Consider the following 16,138-nt stretch of genomic DNA (forward strand, 5'->3'; position numbering starts at 1 on the left):
GGCTCGACCTCCGTCACCGCCGGTCGCGGAGCCCGCCGGCCACCGCGGGGACGACGGCCAGCACCAGGAGGGCCACCGCGGACATCCCGTCCACGGCCCAGGCGAGGAAGACGAGCAACGACGCCAGCTCCATGCCGGCGCCGGCCACCGAGGTGACCGTCGCCCGGTACGGGCCGCTGATCCGCCGCTGCAGCTCCGCCTCGGCGGCCACCAGGACGGCCACGTACAGCCCGTACGCCGCGGCGAGCAGGGCGAGCGCGACCGCCGGCGGGGCTCCCGGCGTGAGCAGCAGGCCGGCACCGGACGCCGCCAACAGCGCGGCGAGGGTGCGCGGCCGGGGCCGGTCCGCCCGCCCGCCGAGCGCGGCGCCGGCCGCCCCCGCGAGCGAGACGACGAGCACGACCCCCGGGACGGCGGCGGGAGGCACCCCGCGCTGGGTGGCCAGCACCGGGAAGAACTCCTCCATCCCGTCCAGCCCGCCGACCAGCGCCACGGCCGCGACGGCTCCGAGCAGGGCCGGACGCCGCACGGCCAGGACCAGGCCGGTGCGCAGCGAGCCCTCCTCCGGGTCGCCGCCGGGCCGCGGCTCCGGGAAGCGCAGCGCCAGCGCCGCGGCGGCCAGGCAGACCAGGACGCTGACCCAGCCGACGAGGCGGTAGCCGCCGAGGGCGTGCAGACCGGTCGCCGCGAGCGCCGTCGGCACCTGCACCAGCAGCTCGACCGCCGTCATGGCGCCGTTGACCCGGGCGAAGCTCTCCGCCGCCCCGACGTCGGCCAGCCCGTCGTGGACCAGCGCCTCGGCAGCGCCCGAGGTGCAGGCGCCGGCCACGCCCCAGATCACGAAGCCGGCGACGAACGCCCCGAAGGAGGGCAGCGCCGTCCAGAGCGCGAACGCGGCGGCCTGCAGGCACCCGCCCAGCACGAGCGACCCCCGGCGCGACCACCGGTCGGCCAGCAGCCCGGCCGGCACCTCGGCCAGCAGCGCCGACAGCGACCAGGTGGCGAACAGCAGCGACAGCTGGGCATCGGAGAGCCCGGTGTCGAGGAAGAGCAGCGCGTAGAGCGGGTAGAGCGGCACCAACTCCGAGAGCGCTGCCCACCCCACGGCCAGCCGGGCCAGCGCCCGGGCCGGGGGCGGTACGGAGCGGGATCAATGTCGGCGCATGACCGGGACGGTAGCGGTGCCGGAGCCCGTCCGCAGCGGGTTTCCCGGCGGGTCCATGCCGGGCGCCCTTGACCCGTGCGGGGGAAACTGTTCCGGTACGTCTCAATACAGCCGGGCATCCGGCCGTTGCCGATCAGGTCGGACCGCCCTGGTCCGTCCGCTCCCGGAAGGACGCAGCGATGACCGGCACGACCGATCCGGGACCCGCGGGGTCCCGGCCGGAGCTGCCGGCGTCCGGATCCGCCCTCCCCGGCATGGACGCCGACCCGGAGCTCGACGGCCTGGTCCGGGTAGCCGCCGCGATCCCCGGCCTGCGGTACGCCACGGTGATCACGATGGACAACCCGGTCCTCCGGGCGATCTCCCTCCACGGCCGCAGCCCCGTCTCCTGGCCCCGGGACGCCTCGGTGAGCGCGGTGCTGGCCGCCCGCGGCCCCGGCGTGCACACCGTGGACGACCTGTCGGCCGAACCGGAGTTCGCCTTCAGCGCCTGGGTGGACGGCAGCCGGGCCCGGTTGCGCGGCTTCGCGTACGCACCGGTGGTGGAGGACGGCGCCACCGTCGCGGCACTCGTCGTCTTCGACGAGGAGCCGCACCGGTTCACCGCCGACGAGCGCGACCGGCTGGCCGACCTCGCCGCCCTGGTCGCCTCGCTGTTCCGTGCGCGGAGGCAGACCCGCGAGCTGGCCGACCTCGCCGCCGCCAGCCAGGTCGCCCACCAGCAGCTGGCCCGGTCCACCGCCTTCACCCGCGCGCTGCTCGAGGTGCTCCCGGTCGGGGTTGTCGGCGGCGACCCCGAGGGGCGGGTGGCGCTGTTCAACGCGGCCAGCCGCCGGTGGCACGGCATCGACGCCGACCCCACGGTCGACCCGGCGGACATCGCCGCCTCCTTCCGGCTCACCACCCCCGCCGGCCGCCCCCTCCTCCCCGCCGAGGTGCCGCTGACCCGCGTCTACGCCGAGGGCCGGATCGACGACGTCGAGATGGGCATCGCCGGACCTGACGGGGTGCGGCTCATCTCCTCCTCCGGAGCGCAGGTCCGCGACGACGACGGGAACCTCCTCGGCGCGGTCGTGACCCTCTCCGACGTCACCGAGCAGCGGGCGCTGGAGGGCGCGCTGCGCGAGGCGGCCCTGCACGACCCGCTGACCGGCCTGCCCAACCGCAACCTGCTGCTGGACCGGCTGGAACAGACGCTCGCGACCGCGGCGCGCGCCCGGCAGGCCATGGCGGTGCTCTACTGCGACCTGGACGGGTTCAAGCCGGTCAACGACACGGCCGGCCACGCCGCCGGCGACGAGGTGCTGGTGGACGCCGCCCGGCGCCTGGCCGCCTCGGTGCGCCCCGGCGACACCGTGGCCCGGATCGGCGGCGACGAGTTCGTCGTCCTCTGCCCGGAGGTGGGCTCCGAGCGCGCCGCCGAGGTGATCGCCGACCGGATCGTCCGGGCGTTCGGCGCCCCACTGCGGCGGCCGTCCGGCGACGAGCACCGGGTGGGCATCAGCATCGGGATCACGATGTGCGGCCCGGAGGACACCGCCGACTCCGCGCTGGCCGCCGCCGACGCGGCGATGTACCGGGTCAAGGCCGACCGCCGCACCGGGCGGGTGCCCGGTCCCCGCGCCCCGGGCGAGACGGCCGCGACCTCCGACGTCGGCGGCTGCTGAACGCTCCCGGCGCCCTGCGCGACCGCCCCGGCGGCGGTCGCTACCGTTGCCCGTCGACAGCGACTGCCCGCGCCCCGCCCGGCAGTGCCGAGCGAGGAGTGCCATCCGTGATCTGGTCGGTCGTCCTGACCGCGTTCGTCCTGGTGCTGCCGGTCGAGCTGCCCGACAAGACGCTGTTCGCCAGCCTCGTCCTCGCCACCCGGTTCCCCCCGCTGCCGGTCTTCGTCGGCGTCGGGACGGCGTTCGGCCTGCAAGTGGCGATCGCCGTCACCGCCGGCTCGCTGCTCTCGCTGCTGCCCCAGGCCCTGGTCACCGGCGTGGTGGCCCTGCTGTTCCTGGTCGGGGCGATCATCCTGTGGCGCAGCGCCGCCGGCGGGGCGGAGGACGGCGGCGAGGCCGCCGACACCCGCGAGCAGACCTCGTTCCTGCGCGCCGCCGCCATCTCCTTCGGCGTGCTCTTCGCCGCCGAGTGGGGCGACCTCTCCCAGCTGGCGACGGCCGGGCTCGCGGCCCGCTACGACGCCCCGATCTCGGTGTTCGTCGGGTCGTGGGCGGCGCTGCTCGTCGTCTCCGGCCTGGCCGTCTTCCTCGGCAAGAAGCTCGCCGACCGGCTGCCGGTCGCGCTGATCCGGCGGGTCGCCGCCGGCCTGTTCCTGGTCTTCGCCGTCGTCGCCGTCGTGGAGACGATCCGCGCGCTCGGCTGACCCGGGAGCTCAGCCCAGCGTCGGGATCCAGTCGGCCACCGCGCGGCCGATCCCGTGCGGCGAGTCCTCCGGCACGAAGTGGCTGCCCGCGACGGTGACCTCGGTGAGCGCGGGCCAGCCGCGCACCAGCTCGCGCTGGCGGCCGATCAGGATCGAGCCGGGGTCGGCGTCGATGAACAGCTTCGGGACGTCGCTGCCCGCCAGCCAGGCCCCGTACCGCTCCACCCGCTGCACGACGGCCGCGGGCTCTCCCTCGATCGGGAGCTGGCGCGGCCACTCGAGGGTCGGCCAGCGGTCCTCGCGCCGGGCGAAGGGCGCGCGGTAGCGGTCGTGCGCCTCCGGGGTGAGACCGCGGGCCACGGACGCCGGCAGAATCTTCTCGACGAAGACGTTCTTGTCCAGCACCGCGGCCTCGCCGTCGGGCCCGCGCATGAGCTGGAAGATGTTGCGGGCGCCGGCGGGCCAGTCGTCCCAGGTCACCGGCGCCACGATCGCCTCGGTGAACGCGATGCCCCGGATCCGGTCCTGGTGGCGTGCGGCCCAGTCGAAGCCGAGCCCGGAGCCCCAGTCGTGCAGGACCAGGGTGACCCGGTCGCCGACGAAGACGCTGTCGAGGAACTCCTCCAGGTAGGCGGCGTGCGTCTCGAACGAGTAGGTGCCCGGGCCCGGGTCGGGCAGCTTGTCCGACTCGCCCATCCCGATGAGATCGGGGGCGATGCAGCGGCCGAGGTGCTGCACGTGCGGGATGACGTTGCGCCACAGGTAGGACGACGTGGGATTGCCGTGCAGGAAGACGATCGACTCCCCGGTGCCGACGTCCACGTAGGCCATCTCGGCCCCCTGCACCTGCACGCGCCGGCGGGGGAACGGGTCCTCGGGGGAGATCTCGTCGGCCATGCCCCGATCCTCACACGCACCTGGGCGAGGCCGCCGTTCCGGGAGCCGGCGCACCCGAGGCCCGGACGAGTGCCGGGGGCAGGCGTACCGGCCGGGCGGTTCTCGTCAGCGCGGCCGTGCGACCAGGAGCCGGAACAGGTTCTGCAGCCGATAGCCGCCGTCCTCGGTGCGGAAGGGCTCCAGCCGGTCGAGCACCGCCGAGCGCAGGGTGCCCGGGTCCACCCGGCGTGCGACCGTCCTGGCCAGCGGAGTGGCCAGCGCAGGGCGGAGGACCTCGTCCGCGCCGGCGTAGTGGAACGGGACGACCACCTCGTCGAGCCGCTCGACCACCAGGCCCGCCCGCGCGGCCATGGCCCGGAACCGGGCCGGCTCGCTCGTCGTGGACCCACGCGCCGCCCGGCGGGGGCCCAGCCAGGGGGCGAACGCTTCGTCGAACGCCCGCAGGTCGCACTCGCGCGGCCGCCCCCACGCCGTCGCGGCCACCACCCCGCCCACGCGCCCCGCCCTGCGGAGCACCGCGACCGGATCGGCGACGTGCATCAGCAACTGGACAGCCACCACCACGTCGAAGGGGCCAGGCGGTGGGTCCTGCGCGTTCCGGACGGCGAACGTCCCCTCGGGCACCCGGGCGGCAGCCCGCGTCACGGCCTCCCGGTCGGTGTCGACGCCGGTCACCCGGGCACCGCGGTCGCTCGCCAGCCGGGCGAGCGCCCCCGCGCCGCACCCGAGGTCCAGCACGCTGGTACCCGGCCGCACGCCGGTCGCGTCGAGCACGGCCGCGTACAGCGGCCGGGTCGAGCCGAGTGGTTCCTCCTGGGTCACCCGTCGGACCCTAGACACGCCGCCGACCGTGGACCGGGCCCGCCCGACCGCCTACGTTCCGCGCATGGAGTTCCGGACGGCGGTCACGCTCGGCGGTAAGACGGCGACCGGCCTGCAGGTGCCCGACGACGTCGTGGCGGCCCTCGGCGCGGGCCGCCGCCCGCCCGTGGTGGTGACGGTCGGCGGGCACACGTACCGCACGACGGTGGCGCCGATGGGCGGGGCGTCCTGGATCCCGCTGTCCGCCGAGCACCGGACGGCCGCCGGCGTCGCCGCCGGGGACGAGGTGACCGTCGTCGTCGAGCCGGACACCGCCCCGCGCGAGGTCGCGCTGCCCGACGACCTCTCCGCCGCGATGGACGACGCCGCCCGGGCGTTCTTCGCCGGCCTCGCGCCCAGCCACCGGAAGGAGTGGGTGCGCTGGGTGGAGGAGGCGAAGAAGCCGGAGACCCGGACCGCACGGATCGAGAGGACCGTCGAGTCGCTGCGGGCGGGGAAGAAGACCCGGTAGGACGCTTGACCCTGACGCGACGTCAGGCTGTTGCCTTCTCCCTGTCAGAGGAAGGGAGGACCCGATGAACGGTGGGATGAGCGTCGGCGACACCGCCGCGCTGGCCGGCGTCACGGTGCGCACGCTGCACCACTACGACCGGATCGGCCTGCTGTCGCCGTCCGGGCGCACGTCGGCCGGCTACCGGCAGTACGCGCCGGCCGACCTGGAGCGGCTGCACCAGGTGCTGCTCTACCGCGAGCTCGGGTTCCCCCTCGAGGAGGTCGCGACCCTGCTGGACGACGCGTCCGCCGACCCGGCCGAGCACCTGCGCCGGCAGCACCGGCTGCTGCAGGACCGGCTGGAGCGGACGCAGGCGATGGTTGCGGCCGTCGAGAAGGAGATGGAGGCACGAGCCATGGGGATCTCGCTGACCCCGGAGGAGCGGTTCGAGGTGTTCGGCGACTGGCTGCCCGAGGAGTACGCGGCCGAGGCCGAGGAGAAGTGGGGCGACACCGACGCCTGGGCGCAGTCCCAGCAGCGGACCCGCGCCATGACGAAGGACGACTGGCTGCGCGTCAAGGCCGAGAGCGACGACGTCGAGCGCCGGTTCGCCGAGGCGCTGGCGGCGGGCGTCGACCCCTCGTCGGCACAGGCGATGGACCTCGCCGAGGAGCACCGGCAGCAGATCAGCCGGAACTTCTACGACTGCTCGCCGGAGATGCACGCCGGGCTGGGGCGGATGTACGTCGAGGACGAGCGCTTCACCGGGTACTACGAGCGGATCGCGCCCGGGCTGGCGCAGTACGTGAGCGCCGCCGTCCAGGCCAACGCCGCCCGCCAGGGCTGACCCGCCCGGCGGCACTGTGCGCTGATGGCGGGTCTCCGGCCTGGGAACCCGCCATCAGCGCACACCGCTCACCGCACGCGGACGAGCAGCTCGCCGTGCAGCATGCCCAGCCAGCCGTCGTCGGCGTCCGCCCAGCGCAACCAGGCGGCGGCGATGCCCTCGAGCTCCTCGGGCGTGGCCAGCCCGTAGCCGACCGCCTGCTCGGCGAAGGCCGACGCCGTCGCCCGGCCGGCCCACGACCGGCCCCACCACTGCCGCTCCTCGGCCGAGGCGTAGCAGTAGGTGCCGGCGGACGCCGTCGTGTCCCGGAGCCCGGCCGCGTGCGCCCAGGCGAGCAGCCGGCGTCCGGCGTCCGGCGTCCGGCTCGGCGTCGTTGCGGCGGGCCACTTGCCGGTACAGCGCCAGCCAGCGCTCCAGCCCGTCGTCGGCGGGGAACCACGTGGTCGCCGCGTAGTCGACGTCGCGCACCGCGATCACCCCGCCCGGCCGGCAGACCCGCGCCATCTCCCGCAGCGCGGCCACCGGATCGGTCAGGTGCTGCAGCACCTGGTGGGCGTGCACGACGTCGAAGGAGTCGTCCGGCAGGTCGAGGGCGTAGACGTCGCCGACGGCGAAGGTCGCCGCGACGCCGGTGCGCTCGGCGTTCGCGCGGGCCTCGTCGAGCGGGTCCGGGGAGAGGTCCAGGCCGAGCACCCGGCCGGGCGCCACCCGTGCGGCGAGGTCGACGGTGATCGTGCCGGGCCCGCAGCCGACATCGAGCAGGTCGAGCCCCGGGCGCAGCGAGGGCAGCAGGTAGGCCGCGGAGTTCTCCGCGGTGCGCCAGCGGTGCGACTGCAGCACCGGCTCGGCGTGACCGTGCGTGTAGGTGTCCACGGGGACAGTCCTACTCTGTCGTCCCACTGTTCGGAACGACGTTCCCAGATGCTGGGATAGGCCACCGCTCCGGGGGTGCTGCTCGCGCTCCCCCGGTCCTGCAGGACCCGCAGCGCACGAGCAACGCTCCCAGAGCGCGGCGGGCCGGGTCAGCTCTCCTCGGCCAGGACCTCCTCGGCCACTGGGACCGCGCGCTCGCGGTCCGCGGCCACCAGGCCGATGCGGGTCCGCCGGTCCAGCAGGTCGGCCACCGTCCGCGCGCCCTCGTGCCGGACGGCGAAGCGCAGCTCCCCCACCGTCTCGGGGCGGCCGGCCACCACCGCTGCCGGGCCCAGCGCCTCGACCAGCGGCGCCTCGGTGCCGTACCGGGCGACCAGCCGCTCCGGCGCCGGCACCCGGTCCAACGCCACCCGGGGCGCGGCACCGACCAGCGGCAGCCGGGTGGTCGGCGATCGCACCGCGCCCCGCCCGAGCCGGGCCACCACCGCGTCCCCGGCCTCCTCGGCCATCGCGCGGTAGGTGGTCAGCTTGCCGCCCACCACGGAGAGGACCGGTCCGTCCCACGTCAGCAAGTGCTTCCGGGAGAGGTCGGCCGTCGCGTCCCCCGGGCCCGTCCCCGCGGACTCCGGCAGCACCAGCGGCCGGTAGCCGGCGTAGGCGCCGACCAGGTCCGCGCTGGTCAGCGGCTCGGCCAGCACCTGGTTCACCGTGTCGAGCAGCTGCCGCACCTCGGCGTCGGACGGCGTCGCGTCGTCGTCGGGCACCGGGCCCTCCACCGGCTCGTCGGTGAGCCCGAGGTAGACCAGCCCGTCGGGCTGCGGCAGCGCGAACACGTACCGCGAGCGCGATCCGGGCAGCGGCACGGTGAGCGCCGCCGACGGCGACCCCAGCCGCACGCCGGGCACCACCAGGTGCGAGCCGCGCGAGGGCACCAGCCGGATCCGCGGCGCCAGCCGCTGCGCCCACACCCCGGTCGCGTTCACCACCGCGCCGGTCCGCACGGTCAGCGACCCCTCGCCGGTGGTCACGTGCACGTCGGCGCCGTCGACGCCGGTCACCGTCGCACCGGTGAGCACCCGGGCCCCGTGCGCGGCCGCGGTCCGGGCCAGGGCGACGACGAGCCGCGCGTCGTCGGTCAGCTGCCCGTCCCAGAAGACGACGCCGCCGCGGCCGGACCGCACCCCCGGGGCCAGCCGCCCGACGTCGGACGCGGTCACCCGCCGGGTCGAAGGCAGCGTCCGGCGCCCGCCGGGCACCGAGGCGCGCACCGCGTCGCCGAGCCGGCCGCCGAGCCCGGCCAGCGCGGTGACGTCGCGGCCGGCCGCGTCGGGCACCAGGAACGGCAGCGGGCGCACCAGGTGCGGTGCCGTCGCGCCCATGAGGACGGCGCGCTCGCGGGCGCTCTCCCGGGCCAGCCCGATCTCCCCGTGCGCCAGGTAGCGCAGCCCGCCGTGCACGAGCTTCGAGGACCACCGGCTGGTGCCGGCCGCGAGGTCGGTGCGCTCGCAGAGCAGCACCGAGAGCCCGCGCGACGCGGCGTCCAGGGCGACCCCGGCGCCGGTGACGCCGCCGCCCACCACCACGACGTCGACGGCCGAGCCGGCGGCCTCCGCCAGGTCACGGGCGCGGCGCGCGGGCGAGAGCGAACCGATCACGTCGTCCCCCGGCGCTGCGGCACCGGCAGACTGTAGCCGTGCCCGAGCAGCCGGAACTGACGATCCAGGGCTGGGGCCCGCGCCCCGCCTCCCCGGGGGACGAGGGCCTCGACGGCGCCCTGCCCAAGGCCGCCCGCCGGTACCTCGGCCGGGAGCTGGGCTGGGAACCGCGGGCCACGCCGCCCGCACCGGTGGACGGGATCCGGCTGGCGCCGTGCCGGCTGCCCGAGGAGTCCCGCGCCGCGCTGGCCGACCTGCTCGGCGAGGACCACGTGCGCACCGACCGGGAGTCGCGGCTGCGGCACGCGGGCGGCAAGAGCTACCTCGACCTGCTCCGCCGCCGCGAGGGCGACGCCTCCGACGCCCCCGACGCCGTGGTGCTGCCGGGCACGACCGAGGAGACCGCCGCGCTGCTCGCCCTGTGCGGGGAGCGCGGCATCGCCGTCGTGCCCTTCGGCGGTGGGACGAGCGTCGTCGGCGGGCTGGCCGGGGTCGACCCCGACGACCGGCCGACGATCGCCGTCGACCTGGGCCGCATGGCGTCGGTGCAGGCCCTCGACGTGCCGTCGTCGCTGGTCACCGTCGGGCCCGGGATGCGCGGCCCGGCGCTGGAGCAGGCGCTCGGCCGGGAGGGGCTGACCTTCGGCCACCTGCCGCAGAGCTGGGAGTTCGCCACCCTCGGCGGCTACGCGGCGACCCGCTCGGCCGGGCAGTCCTCCACCGGGGTGGGCCGGTTCGACGACCTGGTCGCCGGCCTCACGCTGGCCACGCCGGCCGGGGTGCTGGAGCTCGGGCACCCGCCCGCCTCGGCCGCGGGCCCCGACCTGCTCGGCCTCGCGCTGGGCTCCGAGGGCACGCTCGGCGTCATCACCGAGCTGACGCTGCGCGTCCGGCCGAAGCCCGCGGCCAGCTCCTACGAGGGCTGGTCCTTCCGCACCTGGCCGGCCGGCCTGGCCGCGCTGCAGCTGCTGGCCCGGCACGACCTGCTGCCCGACGTCGTCCGGCTCTCCGACGCCGACGAGACCCGCGCCAACCTGCTCATGGCCTCCGGGCCCGGGGCGAAGGCGCTGCGCGGCAGCCTGCGCGCCCGCCGGCACGGCGACGGCTGCATGCTCGTGGTCGGCTGGGAGGGCGTGCCCGACCTGGTGCGGGCCCGGATGCGGGCGGCGGCGTCGCTGCTGCGCGACGGCGGCGCGATCCGGCTGGGCCGCCGGGTCGGTCAGTCCTGGCGTGCGCACCGGTTCGAGGCGCCGTACCTGCGCGACCGTCTTCTGGACCACGGCCTGCTCGTCGAGACGCTGGAGACGGCGGCCACCTGGACCGCGCTGCCGACCGTCTACGACGCCACCCGCCGGGCGCTGCAGGAGGCGCTCACCCGCGGCGGGCGCCGGCCGCTGGTGCTCAGCCACCTGTCGCACGGCTACCCGACCGGCGCCTCGCTGTACCTGACCGTGATCGCCGACCGGGACGACGCGCTGCCGATCCAGCAGTGGCTCGCCGCCAAGCGCGCCGCGACCGACGCGCTGCTGGCCGCCGGCGGCACGCTCACCCACCACCATGCCGTCGGCGCCGACCACCGCCCCTGGCTGGAGCGCGAGGTGGGCCCGCTCGGCGTCGAGGTGCTGCGCGCGGTCAAGCAGCAGCTGGACCCGCAGGGCATCTGCAACCCCGGCGTCCTGCTCCCCGACTGACCCGCGCCCCCATGGTGATCAGGTGACCTGATCGTTCCGGGTCCTGGCTCACGGTGGATGGTGAGCCAGGACCCCGAGTGGTGAGCCAGGACCACCGACGGTGAGCCAGGACCGCGCGGTGCGCCGGGCGCGGTCAGGAGGTGGTGGCAATACCGCCGTCGACGGGGATGACGGCGCCGGTCACGTAGGCGCCGGCCCGCGAGGACAGGTAGACGACGACGCCGGCCATGTCGTCCGGGCGGCCGATGCGGCCCAGCGGCGACTTCGCCGCGATCTCGGACCCGAAGGCGTCGAGCGTGGCGGCCATCATCTTCGACTCGAACGGCCCGGGGGCGACGGCGTTGACGGTGATGCCCCGGGGACCGAGCTCCTTGGCGAGCACGCGGGTGAGCTGGTGCAGCCCGGCCTTGCTCGCCGCGTAGGAGTAGGTCGGCATCGGGTTGACGTGCAGGCCGTCGATGCTGCCGACGTTGACGATGCGCGCCGGGTCGCCGTCGGCCGCCGCGGCCTCGAGCTTCGGCAGGAACGCGCGGGTGAGGAAGAACGGCGACTTCAGGTTCAGGTCGAGCAGCTTGTCCCAGGCCGACTCGGGGAAGGTCTCCAGCGGCTCGCCCCAGGTGGCGCCGGCGTTGTTGACGAGGATGTGCACGCGCTCCTCGGACCGGCCCACCTCCTCGGCGAGCCGGACGCACTCGGCCTCGGTGGAGAGGTCGGCCGGGATCGAGATGGCGGCGCCGAACTCGGCCAGCTCCGCGACGGCGGCGTCGCCGGCCTCGGCCTTGCGGGAGCTGATGTAGACCTTCGCCCCCGCCTGCAGCAGGCCCCGGGCCATCATCAGGCCGATGCCGCGGGTGCCACCGGTGACCACGGCCACCTTGCCGGTCAGGTCGAACAGGTCCACGGGTACCTCCGGGTCGGCGTCGCGGGGCCGTCGTCGGCACCACCCCAGGCACCCTAACGAGGGCCACGGCGGGCGGCGCCGCGGCCGGGTGTGCCAGCCTGGCGTCCATGATCGAGTCAGCCGCGACGTCGGGTGCCACGAGCGAGGTCGGCCGACTGCGCACCGTGCTGCTGCACCGCCCGGGCCCGGAGCTGCGCCGGCTCACGCCACGCAACAACGACCAGCTGCTCTTCGACGGCGTGCCCTGGGTGGCCCGCGCGCAGGAGGAGCACGACGCGTTCGCGCAGGCGCTCACCGACCGCGGCGTCGAGGTGCTGCACCTGGCCACGCTGCTGGCCGAGATCCTCTCCTCCCCGGCCGCGCGGACAGAGCTGATCGACGCCGCCGTCGACGACCCCCGCCTGGGCGCGACGCTGCAGCGGGACACCACCCGGCACCTGGCCGCGCTGTCGCCGGAGGACCTCGCCTCCGCGCTGATCGCCGGCGTCGCCCACGACGAGCTGCGCGGGCACGGGCTGGCCTACCAGCTCATGGACCGCTCGGACTTCGTCGTCCCGCCGCTGCCGAACCTGCTGTTCACCCGCGACTCGTCGGTGTGGATCGGCGACGAGGTGGCGGTGACGTCGCTGGCGATGCCCGCCCGGCACCGGGAGAGCACCATCACCGCCGCGATCTACACCCACCACCCGCGCTTCGCCGGCGCCGAGCAGCTGTACGGCTCGGACCTGGAGCACCTGGAGGGCGGCGACGTCCTGCTGCTGGCCGAGGGCGTGGTGGCCGTCGGCGTCGGCGAGCGGACGACGCCCGGCGGGGCCGAGCGGCTGGCCCGGCGGCTGTTCACCCGCGGGCTGGCGCACACCGCGCTGGTGGTCCCGATCGCCCAGGAGCGGGCGACCATGCACCTGGACACGATCGCCACGATGGTCGACGTCGACGCGATGGTCATGTACCCCGCGGTGGCCGACTCGCTGGTCGCCTGGACCGTCCGCGCGCGCCCCGGGTCCCCGGCCGACGACGCCGACAGCAGCGACCTCGCCGTCACCGGCCCGCAGCCGTTCGTGGTCGCCGCCGCGGCCGCGATGGGCATCGACAAGCTGCGCGTCATCGACACCGGCCTGGACCCGGTCACCGCCGAGCGCGAGCAGTGGGACGACGGCAACAACACCCTCGCGCTGGCGCCGCGGCTGACGGTGGCCTACGAGCGGAACACCGTCACCAACGCGGCGCTGGAGGCGGCCGGCATCGAGGTCGTGCGGATCGCCGGCTCGGAGCTCGGCAGCGGCCGCGGCGGCCCGCGCTGCATGTCCTGCCCCATCTCCCGCGCCCCCCTCTGAGCCCTTCCGCCGACGAGCGCACGAGGGTTTCCGCGGGGAAGCGCGGGGGGACGGCGGGGCCGCGTTACGGATGGGGGAACTTCCGCACCGGAGGCCCGCCGGCGTGATCACGGCCACTACGCTGCCAACTTCCCGCGCCGGGCCCGGCGCCTCGGCGAAGGGACCCCTGCGGTGGCACGCACGGAGACGGCACGGCGGACCGGGCGGATAGCGGGGATCGGCGGCGGGCTCGTCGGCTACCTGATCTTCGTCGAGTTCACCAGCGGCGTGCTGCAGGGCTACTACGTCCCGCTGCTCACCGACATCGCCCGCTACCTGGGCGTCAACGACGCCGACGTCAACTGGCTCGAGGCCGCGCAGCTGGTGCTCTCGGCCATCGCGGTGCCGGTGCTGGCCAAGCTCGGCGACCTCTACGGCCACCGCCGGGTGCTGCTCTGGTCCGCCGTCGTCGTCGCGCTGTCCACGGTCGTGCTCGCCTTCGCGCAGAGCTTCCCGCTGTTCCTGGCCGCCTGGGCGCTGCAGGGCATGTACGTGGTCTGGCTGCCGCTGCAGGTGGCGCTGATCTGGGACCGGTCCCGCCGGACGCCGGGAGCCGCGAGCCAGACCCGGCGGGCGACCGGGCTGATCGTCGCCGCGCTGCAGGCCGGCGCGATCGTGGGCGCGCTGAGCGGCGGGCAGATCGGGCAGAGCCTCGCCGACTCGTTCTGGCTCGTGCTGATGGCGCCGCTGGTCCTGGTCGTCGGCGTCTGCGTCGTCGTCGCGCTCCGGGTGCCGGAGAGCGAGGACCGCACCGGCGGCAGCATCGACGCGACCGGCGCCGCCCTGCTGAGCCTGGTGCTGCTGGTCATCACCGGCGGGCTGAGCTTCGTCCGGCTCAACGAGGACGCGCTCTGGCCGTGGGCGGTCACCGCGCTCGGGCTCCTGCTGCTCGTGCCGTTCGTGCTCTACGAGCTGCGCCAGGACGACCCGCTGGTCGACTTCCGGGTGCTGCGCAGCGCCTCCATGTGGCCGGTCCAGCTGACCGCCGGCCTCTTCGGCATCAGCGTGCTCGGCGCCCAGGGGCCGCTGTCGACCTTCGCGCGCACCGATCCGGAGGTCTACGGCTACGGGCTGGGGCTCTCCACCAGCGAGGTGTCCATCGTCATCGGCGCCTACGTGATCTCCATGCTGGTCGGCGCGAGCCAGTTCTCCCGGGTCAGCCGGCTGACCACCCCGCGGCGCACGCTGATCGGCGCCGCCACGCTCACCGGCATCGGTTACCTGCTGCTCGTTCCCTTCCACGACACGCTCGCCCAGATGCTGGCCTGCATCGCGATCGCCGGCCTCGGGTCCGGCGCGCTCGTCGCCGCGCTCCCGGCGGCGGCCGCCGCGGCGGCCCCGGTGGGACGGACGGCGGTGGCCACCGGCCTGACCAACACCACCAAGGTGCTCGGCGGGTCGTTCGCCTCCGCCGCCTTCGCCATCGCCCTGGCTTCCAACGTCCCGCTGCTGCCCGACGGGTCGGCGGGCACCGCCGGCTCGCTGTCGGGTTACATCACGGTGTGGGTGGTCTGCGGCACGGCCGCGCTGCTCGCGGCGCTGGCGCTGCTCGTCGTCCCGAAGCTCGCCTTCGCCGACCCGTCGGCCACCGCACCCGCTGAGGAGTCCCGAGCATGAAGCGCACCCTCGCGCTGGCCGCCGCCGCGGCGGCCGCCACCACGACGGCCCGGCGGGTGGCCCGGTTCCGGCCGGACGACCGTCCGGTCGAGCCCGTGGACCTGAACGGCCTGGACGCCGACGCCGCGGCCGGGCGCCTCGCCGAGCTGATCCGCATCCCGACGGTCTCCTCGCGGGACCCCGCCGAGGTGGACCGGTCCGTCTTCGCGGCCTACCGCGCCCGGCTGGCCGAGCTCTACCCGCGCACGCACGAGGCGCTGGAGCGGGAGGAGCTGGGCGACGGCGCCCTGCTCTACCGCTGGCGGGGGACCACCGGCGAGCCGCCGCTGGTGCTGATGGCGCACTACGACGTCGTCCCGGTGGACGGGCAGGAGTGGAGCCGCGACCCGTTCTCCGGCTCGATCGAGGACGGCTGCGTGCACGGCCGCGGCGCGATCGACGACAAGGGCACGATGGTCGCGATCCTGGAGGCCGTCGAGGCGCTGGTCGCCGACGGGTTCACCCCGCGCCGCGACGTCTACCTCTCGTTCGGGAACGACGAGGAGGTGGCCGGCGTCGGGGCGGAGCTGGCGGTCGGGGCGTTCACCTCCCGCGGCATCCGGCCCTGGGCGGTCGTCGACGAGGGCGGCGCCGTGGTGAGCGGGATGTTCCCCGGCGTCCCGGGGCAGGTCGCCGTCGTCGGGCTGGCCGAGAAGGGGCTGCTCGACGTCGAGCTGGTCACCACCGACGCCGGCGGGCACGCGTCCTCCCCCGTCCGCGGCGGCGCTCCCGCGCGGCTGGCGAAGGCGATCCTGGCGATCGAGGACGACCCGTTCCCCGCCCGGCTGCACGACGTCGTCCTCGGCATGATCGACGCCGTCGGCCGGCGGGCGCCGCTGGGTTACCGCGCGCTGTTCGCGCACGCCGACCGGCTGCGGCCGGTGCTGGCCGAGGTCCTGGCGCGGGCCGGCCGGGAGGCCGGCGCCATGGTGCGGACGACGGTCGCCGTCACCCGCCTGGAGGGCAGCCGGGCGGCGAACGTGCTGGCCACCCGGGCGCTGGCGCACCTGAACATCCGGATCGCGCTGGGCGAGACCGTGCAGTCGACCGTGGACCGGCTGCACGCGGTGATCGACGACCCGTCGGTGGAGCTGCGCGTGGTCTCGGGCAACGACCCGTCACCGGTCTCCCGGACCGACAACGAGGCGTTCGCGCTGATCGGCGCCGCGGCGCGGGCCACCTACCCGGACGCCGTGGTCGCGCCGTACGTGATGGTGCAGGCCAGCGACGCCCGGCACTTCAGCCGGATCTGCGACAGCGTCTACCGGTTCATGCCCTTCGACCTGAGCCGGGAGGAGCTGTCGGCGCTGCACGCGGCCGACGAGCGGATCTCGGTGGCCGCCCTGCACCGGGGCGCGGGCTTCTTCCGCCACCTGATCCGCAGCGTCTGACCG

General features: G+C 75.8%; 14 protein-coding genes. 8 read left to right on the plus strand and 6 right to left on the minus strand.

The features are described from left to right. Positions 1 to 13 precede the first annotated feature (13 nt). Positions 14 to 1,078, minus strand: coding sequence for an MFS transporter (locus tag ACI79T_RS15520; RefSeq protein ID WP_456610976.1), 1,065 nt, complete (start codon positions 1,076 to 1,078; stop codon positions 14 to 16). A gap of 266 nt (positions 1,079 to 1,344) precedes the next feature. On the opposite strand from ACI79T_RS15520, the gene ACI79T_RS15525 reads away from it, so the two are divergent. Next, positions 1,345 to 2,832 carry a diguanylate cyclase domain-containing protein gene (locus ACI79T_RS15525; protein ID WP_456610977.1) on the plus strand — a complete coding sequence of 496 codons (1,488 nt, stop codon included), beginning with the start codon at positions 1,345 to 1,347 and terminating at the stop codon, positions 2,830 to 2,832. Between the two features lie 107 nt (positions 2,833 to 2,939). After that, positions 2,940 to 3,536 (plus strand): TMEM165/GDT1 family protein, encoded by a 597-nt coding sequence (locus tag ACI79T_RS15530; RefSeq protein WP_456610978.1) that lies wholly within the window; start codon positions 2,940 to 2,942, stop codon positions 3,534 to 3,536. Between the two features lie 9 nt (positions 3,537 to 3,545). On the opposite strand, the gene ACI79T_RS15535 is transcribed toward ACI79T_RS15530, so the two are convergent. Together ACI79T_RS15535 and ACI79T_RS15540 are read right to left on the minus strand one after the other, a co-directional pair. Beyond that, entirely contained in the window at positions 3,546 to 4,433 is an 888-nt protein-coding gene (locus tag ACI79T_RS15535; protein ID WP_456610979.1) for a haloalkane dehalogenase, read from the minus strand. Between the two features lie 105 nt (positions 4,434 to 4,538). Next, on the minus strand, positions 4,539 to 5,255 hold the full coding sequence (locus tag ACI79T_RS15540; protein ID WP_456610980.1) for a class I SAM-dependent methyltransferase: 717 nt from the start codon (positions 5,253 to 5,255) through the stop codon (positions 4,539 to 4,541). A gap of 64 nt (positions 5,256 to 5,319) precedes the next feature. On the opposite strand from ACI79T_RS15540, the gene ACI79T_RS15545 reads away from it, so the two are divergent. After that, entirely contained in the window at positions 5,320 to 5,766 is a 447-nt protein-coding gene (locus ACI79T_RS15545) for a YdeI/OmpD-associated family protein (protein WP_456610981.1), read from the plus strand. A 64-nt stretch (positions 5,767 to 5,830) separates the two neighbouring features. Then, complete coding sequence (locus tag ACI79T_RS15550) at positions 5,831 to 6,595, plus strand: MerR family transcriptional regulator (RefSeq protein ID WP_456610982.1); 765 nt, start codon at positions 5,831 to 5,833, stop codon at positions 6,593 to 6,595. A 54-nt stretch (positions 6,596 to 6,649) separates the two neighbouring features. Here ACI79T_RS15550 and ACI79T_RS15555 read toward each other — a convergent pair whose 3' ends face one another. Both ACI79T_RS15555 and ACI79T_RS15560 read right to left on the minus strand, forming a co-directional pair. Then, positions 6,650 to 7,468: a class I SAM-dependent methyltransferase gene (locus ACI79T_RS15555; protein ID WP_456610983.1), complete on the minus strand. Its 819-nt coding sequence runs from the start codon at positions 7,466 to 7,468 to the stop codon at positions 6,650 to 6,652. Between the two features lie 149 nt (positions 7,469 to 7,617). Then, positions 7,618 to 9,123, minus strand: a complete 1,506-nt coding sequence (locus ACI79T_RS15560; RefSeq protein ID WP_456610984.1) for a glycerol-3-phosphate dehydrogenase/oxidase — start codon at positions 9,121 to 9,123, stop codon at positions 7,618 to 7,620. 38 nt (positions 9,124 to 9,161) lie between these two features. Here ACI79T_RS15560 and ACI79T_RS15565 point away from each other — a divergent pair, with 38 nt between their 5' ends. Further along, entirely contained in the window at positions 9,162 to 10,814 is a 1,653-nt protein-coding gene (locus tag ACI79T_RS15565; protein ID WP_456610985.1) for an FAD-binding oxidoreductase, read from the plus strand. Positions 10,815 to 10,947: 133 nt separating this feature from the next. On the opposite strand, the gene ACI79T_RS15570 is transcribed toward ACI79T_RS15565, so the two are convergent. Beyond that, complete coding sequence (locus ACI79T_RS15570) at positions 10,948 to 11,715, minus strand: SDR family oxidoreductase (RefSeq protein WP_456610986.1); 768 nt, start codon at positions 11,713 to 11,715, stop codon at positions 10,948 to 10,950. A 107-nt stretch (positions 11,716 to 11,822) separates the two neighbouring features. On the opposite strand from ACI79T_RS15570, the gene ACI79T_RS15575 reads away from it, so the two are divergent. From ACI79T_RS15575 to ACI79T_RS15585, 3 genes are all read left to right on the plus strand, one after another. Continuing rightward, complete coding sequence (locus ACI79T_RS15575) at positions 11,823 to 13,049, plus strand: arginine deiminase (protein WP_456610987.1); 1,227 nt, start codon at positions 11,823 to 11,825, stop codon at positions 13,047 to 13,049. A gap of 171 nt (positions 13,050 to 13,220) precedes the next feature. Beyond that, positions 13,221 to 14,705 (plus strand): MFS transporter, encoded by a 1,485-nt coding sequence (locus ACI79T_RS15580; RefSeq protein WP_456610988.1) that lies wholly within the window; start codon positions 13,221 to 13,223, stop codon positions 14,703 to 14,705. Next, positions 14,702 to 16,135, plus strand: a complete 1,434-nt coding sequence (locus ACI79T_RS15585; protein ID WP_456610989.1) for a M20/M25/M40 family metallo-hydrolase — start codon at positions 14,702 to 14,704, stop codon at positions 16,133 to 16,135. The genes ACI79T_RS15580 and ACI79T_RS15585 overlap by 4 nt, the downstream gene beginning before the upstream one ends. Positions 16,136 to 16,138: the final 3 nt, after the last annotated feature.

Source organism: Blastococcus sp. SYSU DS0619 (assembly GCF_054051035.1).